Genomic DNA, 17,331 nt, shown 5'->3' on the forward strand with positions numbered 1-17,331 from the left:
GCGACACCGGCGGCGCGCCGGCCCTCCGGATCACGCTCCGGGGCAGGCCCCGCGGGCTTTTCGGGGAGCGGCTCCCCACGGCCGGGGAGCGCTCCTCCGATTGGCCGTATCCGCACCCGGAGGGAACGGCCCGCCGTCCGGGTGCGGATACGGCCGGGAGTACGCCGGGAGTACGGCTGTGGGGACCGGTCCGCCTACGCGTCGTCCTCCTCGTAGTGCAGGGTGCCGTCCTCGTCCATGCGCGGGTGCATCTTCGTCGGGCCGTACTCGTCGATGTCCGACGGGCGGGGTCCCTCGGGGCCGTCGGGACCGAAGCGGACCATCCGCTCGACGCGGCAGATCCGGAACTCCCGGTCGTCCACCCGTACCTTGTCGGCGCGCTCGGCGGCCCGGAACAGCTCACCGGCCCGCCGGTACCGCTCCCGCTTCTCGTCGCCCCACCGGTACAGCCGGGCCCACAGGTCGGTGAGGTCGTCGTACAGGTCCCGCCGTGCCTCGTGCGGGGTCGGCGCCAGGGAGCCGACCGGCTGCCAGACGTCGCCCGAGCGCTCCACGATGCCGAAGCCGACGGGCAGCATGGCGATGTCCGGATGGGTGGTGACCGCCTTCAGGGAGTCGGCCCGGACGGCGGCGGGGTAGCGCTTCCCGACGTAGTGGAACTCCCGCAGCCCGATCCGCAGGGCCTCGGCCATGAGCCCGCGTACCTTCTCCGGGTCGAGCACGGTCCCGGTGTCGAGGCAGCGGCGGGCGCCGCGCTGCCGCTCCCAGATCCGGAAGACCGGCTCCGGATCGGTGGGACGCGGCGGTTCGAGGCCGTCGTCGCCCGTGCGCGCGATCTCGTCGCCCCGCACGATCCGGTACGTCGTGCCCAGGACGACGAGTTCGTCGACCGGCTCCCGTTCGAGGACGCGCACGGCCGCGAGGAGTTCGCGCCGCACCTTCGGGTCGTCGGTGTCGTCCTTGGCCCAGAAGAAGAATTTCGACTGCAGGCCGTCCCGGGTCTGCTGCGGCATTCCGTCCTGCAACGGCATCACCACCCGCCACGGGGCGCCCGCCTCCGCGTCCCGCGCCGCCACCCCGAACAGCGAACCGCGCACGGCGAGCCACGGATACCGCACGGCGGCCTCGGCGGCGTCGGCCTCGGTCACCCAGGCGACAGGATCGCCCTCCCGCACCAGCCCCGCACGTACTTCGTCGAGTCGTCGCTTCCAGTGTTCGTCCATGCGCGCATTGTGGCGCCGGATCCGGCGGGCGGTCCGGTGATCGGTCCATCACCTCAACTTACGGGTGACGACGGGGAACGTTTCGAGCCACCGTCGGCAAGGCCGATACCGCCGATACCGCCCATAGCGCCGATATCGCCTGTGACGCTCATGGCGCCGACATCGCCGCCCGCCCTCATGACGGTACGGCGGCGGTGGCGTGCGGATCGTCGGCGTCCGGCTCCCGCGGGGGAGTGGCGAGCTGCTCGCGGAGGTAGTTCCAGACCACCGAGATCAGCGCGGCCGCGGGCACCGCGAGCAGGCTGCCGACGATGCCGGCCAGGCTGCCGCCCAGCGTCACCGCGAGGAGGACGACCGCCGCGTGCAGGCCGAGGCCCCGGCTCTGGATCATGGGCTGGAACACGTTGCCCTCCAGCTGCTGCACCACGACGATGATCGCGAGCACGATCAGCGCGTCCGTCAGACCGTTCGACACCAGCGCGATGAGGACCGCGACCAGACCGGCGAACAGGGCTCCCACGATCGGCACGAACGCGGAGACGAAGGTCAGCACCGCCAGGGGAAGCACCAGGGGCACGTCGAGGAACCACAGGCCCAGGCCGATGAACACGGCGTCGAGCAGACCGACGAACGCCTGCGAGCGCACGAACGCGCCCAGGGTCTCCCAGCCGCGCTCGGCCACGACGGGGACGTCGGTGGCGAGGCGGCCGGGGAGCTGACGGGTGAGCCACGGCAGGAAACGCGGGCCGTCCTTGAGGAAGAAGAACATCAGGAAGAGCGCGAGGACGGCCGTGACGAGACCGTTGAACACGGTGCTCACGCCCGTGACGACGGTGGTGACCATGCTGCCGACGCTGTCCTGGACCCGCGCCACCGCGGCGTCGAAGGCACCGGAGATCTGGTCGTCGCCGATGTTCAGCGGCGGCCCGGCGGCCCACTCGCGCAGTCTCTGGATCCCCTCGACCACGCCGTCGGCCAGCTCGCCCGACTGGGACGCGACCGGCACCGCGATCAGCGCGGCGATGCCCGCGACGACCACGAGGAAGAGGACGGTGACCACGGTCGCGGCCAGGGCGGGCGCCCATCCGCGCCTCCGCAGGAAGCGGGCGAAGGGCCAGGTCATGGTGGTGAGGAACAGGGCCACTATGAGCGGCCAGACGACCGACCACATACGGCCCAGGACCCACAGGGCCACCGCCGCCATCAGCAGGACCAGCAGCGACTCGGCGGAGACGCGCGCCGCGGTGCGCAGCGCGGTGGCGGTTTTCGTTGAACTCAACATGGCAGACATGGGGGTCACCCTAGTGAACGGCCGTGTCGCCCCTCACGGCCGTCACCGCCGCGGTCACCGTTCCCGGGACGGGACGGGCCGGGCCGGGTCGTGCTGGGAACGGAGGGAGGGTCAGGAGGCGACGGCCAGGTCGAAGAGGTGGATGTTGCCGTTGCTCGGCAGCACCACGAACTCCACCCGCTTGCCGGGGTCGAGGGCGATCGAGTGGGCGAACACGCGGTACGCGATGCCGGCGTTGCCGTACCCGCCGGGCCGGTTGCGCCCGTCGCTCGACGCCACCAGGGTCGCCCCGTGGGCGTTCGCCGGATCGAACGACCAGTTCGGGAACCCGAACGAACCGGTGCTGCTCGTCCCGTCCGTGTAGTACACGGTCGCGGTGCCCGACGCCCCGCTCGTGACGCCCGAGCCGAGGAGGACGAGCCGGGTGCCCGTACCGCTCACAGCGATGGCCTGGCCGGCGGCGGAGACGTTGTTCCTGGTCCCGCTCGGTACGTCCGGCCAGCGCAGTGCGGCGCCCAGGGCGGTGACGGTCCCGCCGGGACGCAGCCCGGCGTCGGCGAGCTTCTGCGCGGAGAAGCTGTTGCCCTCGCCGTCGTAGTCCCCGGGCCCCGTGTCGCTCTCGTCGGTCACCCCCACGTTGTTGTACGCGGCGGCCAGGTTCGCCAGGGGAGTGCCGCTGCGCTGCGTCCTGGTCCCGGTGGCGGACCCGGCCCCGTCGCCGCCCCGGTAGGTCGCGGTCGCGGTGAACGTACGGACGGTGAAGCCGGGGCGCGGCTCCGGCACCCGGATCCGGAAGGTGGCCTCGGCGGAGGCGCCCTCGGCCGGGGAACCGTCCACCCGGAGGACCGAGGGCTGCACGGCCCAGCCGACCGGCCCCCCGAAGGACACCGTCAGCGAGCGCATCCGCTCCGGGCCCGCGTTCGTGACGGTCACCTTCACCGTCGAGACGGCCGGCCCGTCCAGGTCGACGGGGGAGACCGTCACCGCGGTGGCGGCGGTGGTGGCCGTCATCGAGGCCGGGGTCGAGGTCGCGGTCGTCGTCGGGGCCGCGGTCGTGGCCGAGGCCGGGAGGAGCGCGAGCGCGCCCGCCGCGACGAGGGTCCCGAGCGATCCGATCAGTCCTGCTGGTCTCACGTACTGCTCCTTCACGGCGGGGGCGGGGGCGGTGTCAGGCGACGGGGGGCATCTCGGTGACGCGCGAGTCGAGGCCCGTGCGGAGGTTGACCCAGGCGCCCCGGGTGAAGTCCGGTATCTGCACGGGGCGCCCCTTCGCCGCCAGGGACATGACACTCAGGGGGACGGGGGCGCACCAGGCCGCCGAGTCGTAGACGTCGATGTCGGGCACGAGACCCGCCCGCATGAGCTGGACCGTCCGCCACTGCAGGACGTAGTCCATGCCGCCGTGACCGCCGTTGTTCTCCGCGTCGTCACCGATCTTCTTCCACAGCCAGTGGTCGAATTCCTTGCGGTAGGAGCCGAAGTCCCGCCAGGAGTGCCCGCTGTGGTCCGGCTCGACGTAGACGCGTCCGCCTCCGGCCGACAGCACGCCCGCGTAGTCCTCGAAGATGCCCCTGCTGCCGGCGAGGGAGTTGATCCGGCTGTACGGCCGCGGAGAGCTCACGTCGTGCTCGGCGCGGATGACCCGGCCCTTGGCCGTCTCGATCAGACAGGTGACCAGGTCGCCGTTGACGTACGTCTCCTTCCAGGAGGGGTGGTCCCTGGGCACGAACCGCGCCCGGTAGTCGGCCAGGCCCTTCGGCTCGGTCGCCGTGGCGCGCAGGGTGGTCATGCGGTCGCCCCGGTTGATGTCCATGGCCGCGGCGATCGGCGCGAGGCCGTGCATGGCGTAGAAGGAGGCGGTGCTGCGGGTGTGCCACAGCCGGCGCCACGCGTCGGTGTAGTACGTGTCGGAGAACAGCAGCTCGCGCAGGTCGTGCAGGTAGCCGCCGTGTCCGTTCGTGATGTCGCCGAACAGCCCCTCGTGCGCCATCTTGAGCATGGCCAGCTCGTTGCGGCCGTAGCTGCAGTTCTCCGAGAGCATCAGGTGCCTGCGGGTGCGCTCGGAGGTGTCGACGAGGTCCCACAGCTCGTCGAGTTCCGTGGCGATCGGCAGCTCGACGACGACGTGCTTGCCGGCGAGCAGCGCGGCCCTGCCCTGTGCGTAGTGGAACTCCCAGGGCGTGGCGATGTAGACGAGGTCGATGTCGTCCCGCCGCAGCATCCGCGCGTACGAGTCGGCCGAGCCGCCGTACTCGGCGGGGCGGGGCCTGCCGGCGGCGGCGAGGCCGTCCGCGACCCGCTTGACGCGGTCGGCGCGCACGTCGCAGACGGCGGTGACCGTACAGCCGGGGACGGCGGACCAGCCCGTGGTCATGCCGGAACCCCGGTTGCCCAGTCCGATCACGCCGACGCGCACCGTCCGGTGGACGTCGTAGGGCACGTCGATCATGGACTTCTGGCCCGGCTTCCGGCGCGGCGCGGACGCCGCCGTCACCGCCGCGGCCGCCCCGGGGGCGGCTCCCACCCCGGTCGCCAGGGCCCCGGTGGTGGCCAGGGCGCCTCCCAGGAGCAGGCGGCGTGAGACTGCGGGGAGTTTTGACATGGGTTCATCGCTCCTCAGTGCATACGGCAGTGCATGTGGCAGTGCATACGGCGGCGGACGCGTGACGACTCTGACGGGACGGTCAGGTTCGTGTCAATAGGTGTTCGGTCGGAGGGAGTTGTAAGCAGGATCGCGCACGAATCGGCGAGTTTCGCGCATGTCGACTCTCCGTGCGAGGCCGGACGGACCGGATGGCGCGACGAGTGCCCGTGCGCCCCGGTCCGGGACGCCCCCGGTCCGGGGCGCCCCCGGTCCCGTATGGACGCCGGCCCGTCACTCCTCCGGCGGCGGGACGAAGCGGAGCCGGTCCGCGGCCGAATCGTGGCCGATCGGATCGCCCGGCTCCTGGAAGTGCAGCGCGAGCCCGGCGCCGGCCCGGTACGCGTCCAGGCCGGCGCGGCAGTAGGCGACCATCGGCTCCGGCGGGGCGCCGAGCGGGAACCACCCCATGCCGTCGCACACCTCGGGCTCCATGACCCCGGGCGTTCCGGACCAGCGGCGCACCTCGAAGAAGAACCCGATCCGCGCGTCCCCGCCCGGGGAGCGGTGGTGCACGGTGACCGCGGCGCGCACGTCGCCCGGGGTCACGGCCAGGCCCGTCTCCTCCCGCGTCTCGCGGACGAGCGCGGTGACGACGTCCTCGGCGGGTCCGTCGACGTGCCCGGAGGGGAAGTGCCAGTGCCCCGCCGCGTAGACGGTCCCGGCCCGCCGCGACAGCAGGACCTCCGGCCCCCTCTCCCCGTCGCGGACGGCGATCAGGTGCACGTCCACCGGCACCGTGTGCCGCCCGCCGCCGCTCAACGGACGCCTCCCGGACGGCGGGCGGGCAGGCGGACGGCTCCGAAGCGCCTGTCCGAGGCGGCACGGGGGCGGGGCCGGGCGGGAAGGGCGGCCGGAACGACGGGCAAGGGCTGCATGACGGCCTCCGGGGAGGGGAGTCGAGGTGTGGTGTCGTTGGGTTCAACGAAGACACCCGCCTCTTCGCACACATGTCTTTCGGACGTGGTGCCGACCCCGAGAACGGGCGAAAGCGTGTTCGTGTCGAATGCAACGACCCGTACGCGGCCCGGGCGGCGACCCGACGGAGTGATGGCCGAAACGCCGACACCCGGGCCCACGCCGGCCGACGGGCGCGCCACCCCCTCGCGCGGCTGCTACCACCCTGCTACCTTGCTGTGCATGAGCAGCACCAGAAAGCAGACCCAGCTCCGCCTGACCCCCGACATGCTCGCCGCCGGCAAGGACGCGGCCGCCGCCCGGGGCCTCGACTTCAACCGGTACGTCGAGCGCCTCATCGCCGAGGACACCAGTGGCGCCCGGGCGGCCGGCATGGCCGCCGCCCAGAGGACGATCGACGCCCACGGCGACTTCCTCGACGACCTCGAGGCCGAACTGGACTCCCGGTACACCCCCGCCCGGCGGGACCGGGGCGCCGCTGCGTGAGCATGTCCCTGCACGTCGACCTGTCCTGGATCCTCGAAGTCACCGAACGCGCCGGCCGCGCCGACCCGGCCCCCGACGACCTCGGCGTCCCCCTCGCTGCCGTCGCCCGCCACCGGGCCGAACTCCTCGACCAGGCCGTCTACGACGGCCCCTACGCCCGCGCCGCCGCCCTCGTCCACACCCTCGGCCGCTGCCGCTGGCTGGAGCGCTCGAACCTCACCGTCGCCTGTGCCGTCGCCGTCATGTACCTCAACGCCGGCGGCATCCCGGCGGACCCCACCCGCGACCAGCTCACGGAACTGGCCCACGAGCTCTACGACCCCCGCACCACCACCGCGCGCATCGCCGAACTCCTGCGGACCTGGCGGACCTAGGGCGTGTGTCGAAAGTCCCGCCTGCCCGGCGGCGCCCGGCACGCACGCTCGCCGCGTCGTCGGGATCGCCCCGGTACAACCAGTATCGGGGCGACCCTCCGCCTTGCGATCGCACGCACCGGACACCGCCGGGCCTGCCCTTCGGGCAGACGGCGCTACTTTCGACACACGCCCTAGAGGGTGTCTTGCCGATCGGGCCGGATCAGGGAGCGGTGTCCGGTGCCGTGCAGGCCGTGGCTGCTCCGTGCCCACCCGTACGCAGGACCGGCCGGAATTCCGTGTACTGCGCGAGATCCCGGCCGGTCGTCCACGGTCGCGGTGGCGCCGGCCGACGGTCCACCGCTGGAGCGTGCCACCGGTGTCGGGCTGCTGCGGAAACCCTCGCGGCCGCCCACAAGGCGGTCGTACGAACGGGCTGAGGGCGCAGGCGAACGAGGGGCTGGCCCTCGTCGTGGCGTCGGTCCTCTTGCTCGGCCTCCTCGCGGTCCCGGTGACGGTCTTCGGCACGACCGCCCCGCACCTGGTCACCGACACCGGGACCACCACGTTCGGCCGGTTCGCGACGCCGGTGGCCTTCGTCGTCCTCTTGGCGCTGCCGTTCGTCCTCGCCCACGCGGTGTTCCACTCGGACCGGCATGGGGGGGCGGGAGCGGCCGACGGCGGCGGTCCCGGCCCTGCTTGCCGGTCTATGGCGCCTTTCACGGCCCCGTGCCCGGTCCTGATGTACGCAGACTGACACTCCGGCCACGGCGGTTTCCCCGCCCCTCCGCCCAAGGGAAAGCCTCCCAGCCTCAGCGTTGGCCTGGGTCTCTGCTCACGGCCCGCGCCAGAGGTTGGCGAAGGCCGCGTTCTCGATGGTCCGCCTCTGGCGTACGGCCTCCAGCTCCATCACCGCGTCGTGGACGGCGGCCACCACGGCCGTCACCGCCTCGTCGCCGGGGCCGGACTCCTCGTCGGAGCGCCCGCCGTCGATCCCCACGGCCGAGGCGAGAGCGGTCAGGACGGGCTCATTGCCCTCCCGGCGGTCGACCGCCCGGCGACGGGCGGGTGTGTCGACCGGCTCCACGCGTTCCGCACCGAAGGGTGACCGGCCGCTCCGCCTCCGTGCCAGTTCACCGTCCGCCTCCAACGCGGCCTGGTACACGGACGAAAGGTCCCGGCCCCGGCGCCACAGCCAGTCCTCGATCCGCTCGTGGGGCGGCTGCCGGACCAGTTCCGCCGCGGCCTCGCCCAGGAGCCGGTCGTCCGGAGCCGGCGGCCCGCCCGGCACGATGCGGTCGTCGTCCACGGCGACGGCCCCCGCGCCGATGAGATCGATCAGCTCGGCCCCCGCGAGCGCGAGCGACAGATCGCCCTGCCCCACGGCACGCTCCGGTCCCGGCTCCATGGCGATGATGAACAGGTCTTTCGCCGTGCTCACGAACGGCTCCCCTCGGAGGCATCGACAGGGCACGCGCACCACCGTCCGGCCTCGCGACCGGTTCGGCGACGGAGCGCCCAACACGATCAGTATCGCCCCATCCGGTCGGCCGAAGCCCTGTCGCACACCCGGAGTTCCCGCCGGCCGGATCCGGGCCTCCGGTCACGGAGAGAACAGGACACTCCCCCATGCGCCGCCCTCTCGACCTCAGGCACCGACGCCTCTTCGAAGGTTCTCCGAAGGCTCTTCAGGGCCGGAGTCCGACGTGCCTGAGCGCGACCGCGCTGAGCTCGGTGACGGCCTCCGGGTCTCCCCGGCGCCAGGCATCGGCCCACCCGCCGGGCGGAGCGGGCAGTCCGGCGAGTGCTCTCGGGGAGCCGGTGAGAGCGCGCAGGGCGAGCAGGTCGGCGCCTCCGGGGGCCTCGGCGAGGCGGCGCAGGGTGGCGCTGCGCCGGATCCAGAGCAGACGCGGCGGGAGCCACAGGAGCAGGACGAAGAGCACCGGGAGGACGACGAGGACCGCCGTGATCACGTCGGCGATCTGGACGACGGTCTCCTGGAACGACACGCCCGCGTCGGCGAAACCGGAACTGGCGTCCGCCGCGGACCGGAGCGGCTTCTCCAGGACGTCACCGACGAACGGCACGTCCGACGCCGCGTCTCCCGCCTCCCCGAGCTCCCTGGCGAGACTGTCGCCGGAACTCTCCACCTTGCGCCCCGGCTCGGCCAGCATCATGATCGTCCCGCGGACGGCGAGGGCCACCCACACCGCGACGGCGATCAGGGCCACGGCGACCAGGTCCGCGAGCACCTGACGGTTCCGGCGGGCGGGTGTCTGGGCGTAGAAGCGCAACGGAGGGCTCCCGTTCGGGTCAAGGCGTCGAGGAGGCCCGGCCGCCCCGACCGCGACCCGGCCGACCGGTCGTCGGAATCAACTCTTCCACCGCTCCTCACGCGCAAACGTGCGAAACGTGAGACGGGGGACCCGGGAGAGCGGCCGAGGGGCGGACGGCGTCCGGTGGGTACGGGCGCCCACCCGACGGCCCTGCATCGCCCCGCCCTCGCTGCCCCACCCGCCAAGAGCCCCTGTCCAAGATCCCCTCGGTCATGAGACTCCCGACCCCTCCACCCCCTGCCACCTGTGGGAACGGATGTCCGGGCGGCAACCGGACAGTGTCCACGGGGGTTCTCGCCATCCTTCACCGACCCGCTGCGACCCGGCCGCGTGGTCGGCTGCACTGATCCGGAACCGCCACGGGGCGGCCGGGGAAAGCGCGCAGGACGCGAGAGCGGACAGGGGAGTGGGTTTCGCATGATGACGATCAACGTGGCGGTGCTGCTCGCGGTCGTCGTGGTGATGCGGTTACGCCGCAGGACCCAGGCCAGGAGCCGGGTCGAGGAACGCAACACCGCGCTCCTCGTCCTGGCCCTGGGGATCCTGATCGCACCGACCCCACTGGGCCGGGGCATCTTCAACGGGATCGGCCAATTGGTGCGCGGCGTCTCGCAGGCCGGCTCGTGAGTTCACGGTCCCGGCCGGGCGGCCGCCGTTCCCGTACGGTGTCCACCTCACGCCGTCGCACCGCTTCCGGACGCCGTACGACGTTCCGCCGCCCGAGGCGGGCGTTCGACCGGAAGCGGTCCGGTTCGGCGCTCCTGGTGCTCGTCGTGGTGTGGAGCCTGCTCGTCGGCATGCTGCGGTGGCTGGCCGCGCACCCCTGGGTGCCGGTCGCACTGTTGCTGATCGCGGCGGCGGCCGGCGGAGCATGGGTGCACCGGCGCCGGGAAGCCGCCCGCCGGAACCGGGTGCGGGAGCGGGGGCTGCGGTACGTACTGCCGCAGATCGACGCCCTGCACCACGGGCAGTTCGAGGAGGCCGTACGGGACCTGATGCGCCGTGACGGCTGCCCCCGGGCGATCCGGGTCGGCGGGGCCGGGGACGACGGCGCCGACGTGAAGGCCACCGACCCCTTCGGCCGCCTGTGGGTCATCCAGTGCAAGCACCGCAGGGCCGGGCTGGCCGGCGCCGCGGTCGGCACCCCGGACCTGCACGTCCTCAACGGCACCGGTCGCCCCGTACACAACGGCGATGTCGTCGTGCTGGTCACCAACGGCCGCTTCACCGGCAAGGCCGTCGCCTTCGCCCGCTCCCAGCGACTCCACCTGGTCGACCGCCACCTGCTCGCCCAATGGGCCGCCGGCTCCACACCCCTGTGGGAACTGCTGGGAGCGGTTCCTTCCCCACGCCACCCCGCCCCCGGTTCCTGAGACCGCCGTCGATCTCGACGTGCCTGACGAGGGTGAAGTCGGATGTGGTGAGAAGCAGGCATCGGAAAGCGGCACCGTCACGGGGAGCGCGACATGTTCGTCACGGAAGAGGACGTCTTCGACCCCGACGAGATGCTGGGCCTCTACGCCTCGGTCGGCTGGGAGGGCTGCACAGCCGACGTCGACAAGCTCTGCCGCGGCCTGCGGAACTCCCACCTCGTCATCACCGCACGAGACGGTTCGGGAACACTCCTCGGCCTGGCCCGGACCGTTTCCGACGACGAACACATCTGTTACGTCCAGGACGTCGTGGTCGACCCCGCGCACCACAGGCAGGGCGTCGGCCGGGCCCTGGTCGAACACCTCGTGCGGCGCTACTCGCACTGCCGGTTCTTCCTCCTCTCCACGGACCACGGCTCGTCACCGGAGGGGAAGCGCAACCACGCGTTCTACCGGAGCCTCGGCTTCCTGTCCTACGAGGAGAAGCGGATGGCGGGCTTCGGGCTGCCCAGGAACCGCCGCTGAACCGGCGAAGGCCGCTCATGAGACAGGGGCATGTGCCACCAAACGGTGAATGCCGAGCCGTATCCACGGATCGGTGGCCGCCCCGAGGCCCTGATCGCAGCTCCCGCCCTGACCGCCCATGCCTCGACCCCCGTCGTCCCGAACGGGCCGCAGACCTACGCCGGGTAGGCGCGGGCCGCCGGTCTCACCGGCCGGCACCAGTGGCGGGTCACGGCAGCGAACGCCGGTCCCACAAGGGCGGGAGCGGATTTCATGCCGCAGGTCCCTGTCACCGTACTAGCGTCGGACCCGTGATCGTATGGCTCAACGGCACCCACGGTGCGGGCAAGACGACGACCGGCGCGCTCGTGCAGCGGCTGATCCCCGATTCACGGGTGTTCGACGCGGAGAAGGTCGGCGAGACGCTCATGGACATCACGCCGGGGCTGCCCGAGACGGACAACTTCCAGCACTGGCCGCCGTGGCGGCCCCTCGTGGTCGAGACCGCCCGGCGCGTCCTCGACCACACCGGCGGAACCCCGGTCGTCCCCATGACCGTCCTGGTCGAGCAGTACTGGCGCGAGATCGGTTCGGGTCTCGCCCGGTACGGCATCCCGGTGCGGCACTTCGTCCTCCACGCCGACCGGGACACCCTTCGCGGAGGCCCTCAAGGGGTGAGTGGCCGTCGGCGACCGGTCGTGAAGTCGTCTGTCGGAGGATCACTGATCCCGGTGCCGGGCGGTCCCGGCGAGGGATCGCCCGCCGCGAGGTGCTCCAGGACCTCCGCCAGCTCCTCGCAGGCGCGGCGCACCGACCGGCGGATCGCGCGCTGCTCGGTGATGACGGAGGCGAGGAGCAGGGCCGTCAGGGCGGCGGAGCCGTTGAACGCCTGGAGCTTGACCATGATCTCGACGTCCGACAGATGGAGGAACGCGCCCTGCCCGGAGGCCGACTCGGCGGTGGTGAGCACGGACGCGAAGAGCGCGCACAGCATGCTCCCCACGAGCTGGAAGCGGAGCGCCGCCCAGATCAGCAGGGGGAAGACCAGGAAGAGCAGGCTCATCGGACTGAACACGGCCAGCGGTACGAGGACGAGGGTCGCGAGACCCAGGGCGACCGCCTCCTTCCAGCGCCGCATCCGGAGCCGGCCGGCCGGGCGCGCGAGCACGAGCAGGAGCGGGGCGACGAGCAGCACCCCCATCGTGTCGCCCGCCCACCAGGCCAGCCAGACGGACCAGAACTCGCGCTTGTCCAGGGAGCCCGTCGCCACGTGCAGCCCGACCCCCGCCGTCGAGCTGATCAGCATGGCGCCGAACCCGCCGAGGAAGACCAGGGAGAGCCCGTCCCGCAGCCGCGCCATGTCCAGCCGGAAGCCGACCCGCCTCAGCAGCAGGAAGGCGCAGAGCGGTGCGGCGGTGTTGCTCACGACGGTGACCAGCGTGGTGAGCCCCGGGGTGGTGAGGGAGACGATGACGAGGAAGGAACCGAGGGCGATCCCGGGCCAGACCCGCGCGCCGAACAGCAGCAGGGCGGCGACGGCGACGCCGGTGGGCGGCCAGATGGGGGTGACCACCACGCCTTCGACGACGAGACGCCCCAGCAGGCCGAGCCGTCCGGCCGCGTAGTAGCAAACGGCCACGGCCAGCGAGAGCAGGGCCGCTTCCGTGGAGGGCCGGAACTGCCGAGTAACCAACACATCAGCCATCAGACACCGGCCGGACCGCCTCGGCCGGGCAAGAATCCCCTGCGTGTCGGACGTCTCCCTGCGGAACGGGCCCGGCCCCGCTCGAAACCCGGTCGGATCCGGCCCGGCGCCCTCCGGGCACCGGATGCCGGGCGGTCACCCGTTCGGGGGCGGCCCGGCCGGGACGAGGCCCCTGCCCTCAGGCCCTGGCCGTCGGCCACGCCGTACCGCCGTCGTGGCCGACGACCAGGACGGCCGCGTCGTCCTCGTGCCCCACCGTGCTCGCCAGCTTCATGACGGCGCCGGCGAGCGCGTCGACGTCGAGCCCGGCGACGGCGGTGATCCCGGCGAGCCGCATCACCTGGTCCAGACCGTCGTCGAGGTGGAGCGAGGGTCCCTCCACCACCCCGTCGGTCAGCAGGACGAAGACACCGCCGGTGGTGAGCCGGTGGCGCGTGACGGGATAGTCGACCCCGCGGAGCACGCCGAGCGGAGGCCCGCCCTCACCGTCGTCGATGCCGGAGCGGCCGTCGGCGGTGGCCCAGATGTGGGGGATGTGACCTGCCCGCGCGCACTCCAGGGTGCCGGCGGCGGGGTCGAGCCGCAGGAAGGTGCAGGTGGCGAAGAGATCGGCGCCCAGGGAGACCAGCAGGTCGTTGGTGCGGGCGAGCAGCTCCCCCGGGTCTCCGGTGACGGAGGCCAGCGCGCGCAGCCCCACGCGGACCTGCCCCATGAAGGCCGCGGCCTCGATGTTGTGCCCCTGCACGTCACCGATCGACATGCCGATGTGCCCGTCGGGCAGGGTGAAGGCGTCGTACCAGTCACCGCCGACGTTGAGCCCGTGGTTGGCGGGCACGTAGCCGACGGCCAGCCGGACGCCCGGAAAGGAGGGGAGGCCCGGGGGCAGCATGCCGCGCTGCAGGGCCACGGCGAGCTCGACGCGGGAACGCTGCGTCTCGGCCAGCTCCCGCGCCCGGGCGGTCAGCGACCCGAGTCGGACCAGCAGTTCCTCGCTGCTGCCGGCCGGCCGTCTGTGGAACATCGATCACTCCGGCGTCGCGAGAGTCCCTCGCATCGGTTCGTCCCGTCTCCAGCGCGTAAGACCGTATGAGACCACCTCGGTAGGAACAGGGCCTTCCCTACTCTGCCCGGAGGCGGCGACACCCGCATCTCCTCGGTACGTCCACCGTGTACGGGGGAGGGAAGCCGGTGCCGCATCACATCCGGGACGGAGCGGCCCCGGCTCTTCTCTCTATTAAAACCGGTCGGGAAAGGAATTTTATACGCTGCTACCTTTTCCCTCGCGTCATCCGAGTGGAGGAGAGGTGAATGTTCGTCCTGGAAGAAATCCCGGAATCCCGCATCGTCTATATCAGGCGGACCGGCCCGTACGGGGAGGTGAGCAGGGCCCAGATGGAGGGGCTCACGTCCTGGGCCACCGCGAACGGCCTGCTGCGCGCCGACTCCGTCGTCCTGGGAATCGCCCGCGACGACCCCGCCCGCACTCCGCCCCGCGACTGCCGCTACGACACCTGCCTCGTGCTGCCCGACGACATCGAGATCCGCCGTTCCGGCATGGCTGAGGGCCGCCTCGTCGGCGGCCGCCACGCGGTCCTCACCGTCGCGCACACGCCCGAGGGCCTCGCGCACGCCTGGACCACACTGTTCGACGGTCTTGCCGCCGGTGGTCTCGCCTTCGACGCCACCCGTCCCGTCCTCGAACGCTACCGGCCCCATCTGCTCGCCCGGCACCTCTGCGAGATCTGCGTCCCCGTCCGGTGATCCGGCCGCCGCCCCGGTGCCGTGGAAAAGTGGAAAAGGGAAATGATGTCGTCTTTTCAGGGGTGCCCGGAAAGCGATTTTGGAGATGCGTGAGTCGATTCTGTTCGAAGCCGGACGGAATTATGCGCCGTTCGTCGGAACGAGGGCGCGCACCGCCCGGCAGGGCGTCAGCCCTTTTCCGTCAGGACCCGGTCGAGGACTCCCACGAGCCGAGCTCCCGCGCGGTCGGTCCCGCGGTGTCCCGGCTTCCCGTCCGCCGAGGCCTTCTCCAGTCGCAGCCGTGCCGTACGTCCGCGCAGCGTCAGCGTCATCAACTGGTTGCCGAACCAGGGCCCGCCGGCGCGCTCCCACCGGACCGCCGGTCTCGCGACCCTTCCGTGGCGGGCGAGGAGGTGCCCGATCCCCTTGGCGAACCGGCTCCAGCCGAAGCGGAACCCGATCCGCATGGCCGCGGGCACCGAATTGTGCAGGGGCGAGCAGGTGAACTGGAAGACGCGGGAGTCCGGCTGCCTGTCGTCGGTCCAGACGGGCTCCGCCACGTACCCGTGGTGCACGTCCCCGGAGAGCACGCACACCGTCGCCGGAGCGTCGTCCCCTCTTCCGACCTCGGCGACCGTCTCCGTCAGCCTTTCGAACGACGAGGTGAACGCCGCCCAGTGCTCGAGGTCGGCCCGCCGGCGCAGCCACTCGCCGAAGCGCGCCCAGCGCGGTCCGCGCTCGCCGCGGCAGAGCGCCGCGTGCCAGCCCTCCGCGAAGTGGACCATCGGGGGCAGCAGCCACGGGAGCGAGGTGCCGATCAGCAGGTGGTCGACACCGCCGGGATCCTCGAACGCCTGCGTCCGCAGCCAGGCCGCCTCCTCCGCGTCCAGCATCGACCGCTCCCGCTCCTCCAGCACCCGCGCGGCCCGGGTGTCGACCATCAGCAACCGGGTGCGGCCGAAGTCCCTGCGGTAGCTCCAGCGCACCGTCGCCGGATCGGCGTCGGCGCGTTCGGCGAACGCGCGCAGCACCTCCGCGCCGTCGTCGGCCGCCAGGACCGCCGCGTACAGCTCGTCCTCGGCGAGTTCGGCGGGGGAGAGGTTCCCGAGGTGCTGGTAGACCCAGTACGACATCAGGCCGCCGGTGATCCGCTCGTGCCACCAGGACGTCGCCCGCATGTCGGCCACCCAGGCGGCACTGGTGTTCCAGTCGTCGATGACGTCGTGGTCGTCGAAGATCATGCAGGTCGGCACGGTCGAGAGCAGCCAGCGCAGTTCGGGGTCGCCCCAGGACTCGTCGTAGAGGTGGGTGTACTCCTCGTAGTCGGCCACCTGGTCCGGGGGGGCGGTCGAGCCGGTGCCGGCCGCCCGCCGGTGCCGGGCGATCCAGTCGCGCGTGTCGGCGGAGGTCTCGTCCGCGTACACCTGGTCGCCGAGGAGGAGGAGGACGTCCGGACGCTCGGCGTCCGGGTCGGCGGCGAGCCGGGCGGAGAGCGTGTCGAGGACGTCGGGTCCCACCGGATCGTGCTCGTCCACGGCGGGCGCCGCCCAGCGGCACGAGCCGAAGGCCACCACCGCGCCGGTCGCCGGGACCGCCGGCGTGCGGATGGTGCTGGGCGGCAGGGGCGAGTCGGCGAGGGGCCACACCCGCTCGCCGTCGAGCAGCACCTCGTACGCGGTGGTGGAGCCGGGCACGAGTCCGGTCACGACCACCAGCGCGTAGTGGTGCCCGGCGACGCGGAACGTGGGAGCCGAACCCCCGGCGCCGTCCGGGCAGCGGACCTCGACCGTGCACGGCAGGTCGGTCTCGACCCACACGGTCGCGCTCGTGCCCGCCTCCCAGTCCACGTGACGCAGGAGCGGTCCCAGCCTCAGACCGGCCATCGCGAATCCCTTCCGGTGCTTCGTACTGTACGGAACGGCCGCTCCGTACAGTACGGAACGGCGGCGGGAACCGCGCCGGTCCGGGTCGGTCGGTGTCGCGGCGGCGGTCCCGGGGCGCCCGTCGGCGACGGGCACCCCGGGATCCTCCCTGCCCCTCACCGACGCCTTCATCCCTCCGTCGGCAGGACCGTCAGGGCGTCCTCAGGGAGCGTCGACGAGGATCCGGCCGTCGGTGGGTACGCGGGCGGCGGCGCCGGTGGCGTAGGCGGACTGCACGCGGGACCGCTCGGTCGAGTTCGGGACGGCGTTGGTGCAGGCCGTGCCGGCGCTCGATCCCGACATCAGCTGGGAGCACGGGCCGGGCTTGGTGTCCGGCAGGCCGAGGCTGTGGCCCAGCTCGTGAGCGGCGATCCGGGTCCTGTCGTAGCCCTGGCTCACGGCCTGGGCGCCGAGTTCGACGCGGACCTGGCGTCCCGGGCGGACGGGGCCGAGCGTGGCCTGCGGCCAGCCCGTGGTGGCGACGATCACGATCTCGGCCGGGGTGCCGGGCGCCGCCTCCACCAGTCGGACGTTGCTCACGTTCGCGTTCCACGAGGCGACCCCGGCCGCGATCGCCGCCTCCCAGCCTCCGGCGCGGCTGTCGTCGTAGCGGAGGGTCACGACCGCCGCCTCCGCGGCGGGGGATTCCGGTGCGGGGGCGGGCGCGGCGGTCGCGGCGCCCGCCACGGCGAGGACGAGCGCGGCGGCGGAGGTGCCCGCCCTGAACCATGTGCCGAGGGGCATTGCTGCTCCTTCATCCGTGGGGGGACCCGGCTCCGGTCGGGCCGGGCGCGTGACGGGGCGGCACGAACGTCCGGTGGGGCCGGACATGGGCGTCG

The 17,331-nt window shown here is 72.6% G+C and carries 18 protein-coding genes and 1 pseudogene; 8 read left to right on the forward strand and 11 right to left on the reverse strand.

Annotated features, from left to right (window positions below):
• Positions 1-194: 194 nt before the first annotated feature.
• From ACFY7E_RS17835 to ACFY7E_RS17855, 5 genes are all read right to left on the reverse strand, one after another.
• Positions 195-1,223, reverse strand: coding sequence for a DUF5954 family protein (locus tag ACFY7E_RS17835; RefSeq protein ID WP_383436519.1), 1,029 nt, complete (start codon positions 1,221-1,223; stop codon positions 195-197).
• 175 nt (positions 1,224-1,398) lie between these two features.
• Positions 1,399-2,514, reverse strand: coding sequence for an AI-2E family transporter (locus ACFY7E_RS17840; protein ID WP_389485847.1), 1,116 nt, complete (start codon positions 2,512-2,514; stop codon positions 1,399-1,401).
• 111 nt (positions 2,515-2,625) lie between these two features.
• Positions 2,626-3,648, reverse strand: a complete 1,023-nt coding sequence (locus ACFY7E_RS17845; protein WP_389485849.1) for an NEW3 domain-containing protein — start codon at positions 3,646-3,648, stop codon at positions 2,626-2,628.
• 34 nt (positions 3,649-3,682) lie between these two features.
• Positions 3,683-5,116 (reverse strand): Gfo/Idh/MocA family protein, encoded by a 1,434-nt coding sequence (locus tag ACFY7E_RS17850; RefSeq protein ID WP_389485851.1) that lies wholly within the window; start codon positions 5,114-5,116, stop codon positions 3,683-3,685.
• Between the two features lie 273 nt (positions 5,117-5,389).
• A complete protein-coding gene (locus ACFY7E_RS17855) occupies positions 5,390-5,917 on the reverse strand; it encodes an NUDIX domain-containing protein (protein ID WP_389485853.1) in 528 nt (175 codons plus the stop codon).
• 378 nt (positions 5,918-6,295) lie between these two features.
• Between ACFY7E_RS17855 and ACFY7E_RS17860 the strand changes: the two genes are divergently transcribed.
• From ACFY7E_RS17860 to ACFY7E_RS17870, 3 genes are all read left to right on the forward strand, one after another.
• Positions 6,296-6,559, forward strand: a complete 264-nt coding sequence (locus tag ACFY7E_RS17860; RefSeq protein ID WP_389485855.1) for a hypothetical protein — start codon at positions 6,296-6,298, stop codon at positions 6,557-6,559.
• 2 nt (positions 6,560-6,561) lie between these two features.
• A complete protein-coding gene (locus tag ACFY7E_RS17865) occupies positions 6,562-6,933 on the forward strand; it encodes a fic family toxin-antitoxin system, toxin component (RefSeq protein ID WP_389486129.1) in 372 nt (123 codons plus the stop codon).
• A gap of 451 nt (positions 6,934-7,384) precedes the next feature.
• On the forward strand, positions 7,385-7,669 hold the full coding sequence (locus ACFY7E_RS17870) for a hypothetical protein (protein ID WP_389485857.1): 285 nt from the start codon (positions 7,385-7,387) through the stop codon (positions 7,667-7,669).
• Positions 7,670-7,747: 78 nt separating this feature from the next.
• On the opposite strand, the gene ACFY7E_RS17875 is transcribed toward ACFY7E_RS17870, so the two are convergent.
• Positions 7,748-8,353, reverse strand: coding sequence for a GPP34 family phosphoprotein (locus tag ACFY7E_RS17875; RefSeq protein WP_389485859.1), 606 nt, complete (start codon positions 8,351-8,353; stop codon positions 7,748-7,750).
• A gap of 247 nt (positions 8,354-8,600) precedes the next feature.
• A complete protein-coding gene (locus ACFY7E_RS17880; protein ID WP_389485861.1) occupies positions 8,601-9,206 on the reverse strand; it encodes a hypothetical protein in 606 nt (201 codons plus the stop codon).
• A 459-nt stretch (positions 9,207-9,665) separates the two neighbouring features.
• Here ACFY7E_RS17880 and ACFY7E_RS17885 point away from each other — a divergent pair, with 459 nt between their 5' ends.
• The 4 genes and pseudogenes from ACFY7E_RS17885 to ACFY7E_RS17900 all read left to right on the forward strand — a co-directional run.
• Positions 9,666-9,875, forward strand: coding sequence for a hypothetical protein (locus ACFY7E_RS17885; RefSeq protein ID WP_389485863.1), 210 nt, complete (start codon positions 9,666-9,668; stop codon positions 9,873-9,875).
• Positions 9,876-9,913: 38 nt separating this feature from the next.
• Positions 9,914-10,621: a restriction endonuclease gene (locus ACFY7E_RS17890; protein ID WP_389485865.1), complete on the forward strand. Its 708-nt coding sequence runs from the start codon at positions 9,914-9,916 to the stop codon at positions 10,619-10,621.
• Positions 10,622-10,714: 93 nt separating this feature from the next.
• Complete coding sequence (locus ACFY7E_RS17895) at positions 10,715-11,146, forward strand: GNAT family N-acetyltransferase (RefSeq protein ID WP_389485867.1); 432 nt, start codon at positions 10,715-10,717, stop codon at positions 11,144-11,146.
• A 290-nt stretch (positions 11,147-11,436) separates the two neighbouring features.
• A pseudogene (locus ACFY7E_RS17900) lies at positions 11,437-11,799 on the forward strand (ATP-binding protein); the annotation flags it as partial.
• On the opposite strand, the gene ACFY7E_RS17905 reads toward ACFY7E_RS17900, so the two are convergent.
• The gene (locus tag ACFY7E_RS17905; RefSeq protein ID WP_389485869.1) at positions 11,793-12,830 is read right to left on the reverse strand and encodes an MASE1 domain-containing protein; all 1,038 of its coding nucleotides are present in this window, start codon (positions 12,828-12,830) and stop codon (positions 11,793-11,795) included. The pseudogene ACFY7E_RS17900 and the gene ACFY7E_RS17905 overlap by 7 nt on opposite strands.
• Positions 12,831-13,008: 178 nt before the next feature.
• A complete protein-coding gene (locus ACFY7E_RS17910) occupies positions 13,009-13,851 on the reverse strand; it encodes a PP2C family protein-serine/threonine phosphatase (protein ID WP_389485871.1) in 843 nt (280 codons plus the stop codon).
• A 287-nt stretch (positions 13,852-14,138) separates the two neighbouring features.
• On the opposite strand from ACFY7E_RS17910, the gene ACFY7E_RS17915 reads away from it, so the two are divergent.
• Positions 14,139-14,591: a GyrI-like domain-containing protein gene (locus ACFY7E_RS17915; protein WP_389485872.1), complete on the forward strand. Its 453-nt coding sequence runs from the start codon at positions 14,139-14,141 to the stop codon at positions 14,589-14,591.
• Between the two features lie 167 nt (positions 14,592-14,758).
• On the opposite strand, the gene ACFY7E_RS17920 is transcribed toward ACFY7E_RS17915, so the two are convergent.
• Both ACFY7E_RS17920 and ACFY7E_RS17925 read right to left on the reverse strand, forming a co-directional pair.
• On the reverse strand, positions 14,759-16,453 hold the full coding sequence (locus ACFY7E_RS17920) for an alkaline phosphatase D family protein (protein WP_389485874.1): 1,695 nt from the start codon (positions 16,451-16,453) through the stop codon (positions 14,759-14,761).
• Positions 16,454-16,654: 201 nt separating this feature from the next.
• Positions 16,655-17,236, reverse strand: coding sequence for a snapalysin family zinc-dependent metalloprotease (locus ACFY7E_RS17925; protein WP_389485876.1), 582 nt, complete (start codon positions 17,234-17,236; stop codon positions 16,655-16,657).
• Between the last annotated feature and the right edge of the window lie 95 nt (positions 17,237-17,331).

Source organism: Streptomyces sp. NPDC012825, assembly GCF_042900925.1.
Taxonomy (GTDB): Bacteria; Actinomycetota; Actinomycetes; order Streptomycetales; family Streptomycetaceae; genus Streptomyces.

Bases quoted from the DNA above. Each gene is read 5' to 3' on its own strand.
- ACFY7E_RS17835 (WP_383436519.1), bottom strand. From the start codon at position 1,223: ATGGACGAACACTGGAAGCGACGACTCGACGAAGTACGTGCGGGGCTG.
- ACFY7E_RS17840 (WP_389485847.1), bottom strand. From the start codon at position 2,514: ATGTCTGCCATGTTGAGTTCAACGAAAACCGCCACCGCGCTGCGCACC.
- ACFY7E_RS17850 (WP_389485851.1), bottom strand. From the start codon at position 5,116: ATGTCAAAACTCCCCGCAGTCTCACGCCGCCTGCTCCTGGGAGGCGCC.
- ACFY7E_RS17860 (WP_389485855.1), top strand. From the start codon at position 6,296: ATGAGCAGCACCAGAAAGCAGACCCAGCTCCGCCTGACCCCCGACATG.
- ACFY7E_RS17865 (WP_389486129.1), top strand. From the start codon at position 6,562: ATGTCCCTGCACGTCGACCTGTCCTGGATCCTCGAAGTCACCGAACGC.
- ACFY7E_RS17885 (WP_389485863.1), top strand. From the start codon at position 9,666: ATGATGACGATCAACGTGGCGGTGCTGCTCGCGGTCGTCGTGGTGATG.
- ACFY7E_RS17895 (WP_389485867.1), top strand. From the start codon at position 10,715: ATGTTCGTCACGGAAGAGGACGTCTTCGACCCCGACGAGATGCTGGGC.
- ACFY7E_RS17905 (WP_389485869.1), bottom strand. From the start codon at position 12,830: ATGGCTGATGTGTTGGTTACTCGGCAGTTCCGGCCCTCCACGGAAGCG.
- ACFY7E_RS17910 (WP_389485871.1), bottom strand. From the start codon at position 13,851: ATGTTCCACAGACGGCCGGCCGGCAGCAGCGAGGAACTGCTGGTCCGA.
- ACFY7E_RS17915 (WP_389485872.1), top strand. From the start codon at position 14,139: ATGTTCGTCCTGGAAGAAATCCCGGAATCCCGCATCGTCTATATCAGG.
- ACFY7E_RS17920 (WP_389485874.1), bottom strand. From the start codon at position 16,453: ATGGCCGGTCTGAGGCTGGGACCGCTCCTGCGTCACGTGGACTGGGAG.
- ACFY7E_RS17925 (WP_389485876.1), bottom strand. From the start codon at position 17,236: ATGCCCCTCGGCACATGGTTCAGGGCGGGCACCTCCGCCGCCGCGCTC.